Source organism: Pseudomonas peli, assembly GCF_050563605.1.
GTDB lineage: Bacteria > Pseudomonadota > Gammaproteobacteria > Pseudomonadales > Pseudomonadaceae > Aquipseudomonas > Aquipseudomonas peli_A.
Genome location: NZ_JBNXUH010000226.1, coordinates 1 through 360, shown reverse-complemented (window position 1 = coordinate 360; position 360 = coordinate 1). Strand labels below are relative to the sequence as shown.

General features: G+C 66.6%; 1 pseudogene. It reads left to right on the top strand.

The window, feature by feature from the left end:
- Positions 1–42: 42 nt before the first annotated feature.
- A pseudogene (locus ACQ4LH_RS21545) lies at positions 43–282 on the top strand (amidase family protein); the annotation flags it as partial.
- Between the last annotated feature and the right edge of the window lie 78 nt (positions 283–360).

Here is a 360-nt window from a genome sequence, read left to right as displayed (position 1 = left end):
CGTCGGCGGCAGCGGTAGATATGTATAAGAGACGGACGGGGCGGCGTGCCCTTTGCCATCAAGGATAATAACGATGCCGCCGGCKGGCCCACCACCGCCGCCTGCCCGGAGTTCGCCTACACCGCTGCGGCCGACGCCACGGTGGTGGCCAAGCTGCGCGCCGCTGGCGCCATTCTGATCGGCAAGACCAACCTCGACCAGTTCGCCACCGGCCTGGTCGGCACTCGCTCGCCTTATGGTGCGGTGAACAACAGCTTTAACCCGGACTACGTCAGCGGCGGTTTCCGGGCCCGGCCGGCCCCGTCCCTTTTTAACATATGAGGCTGCCGACGACGCCCCCCGGGGGGTGAAATTGTGGGG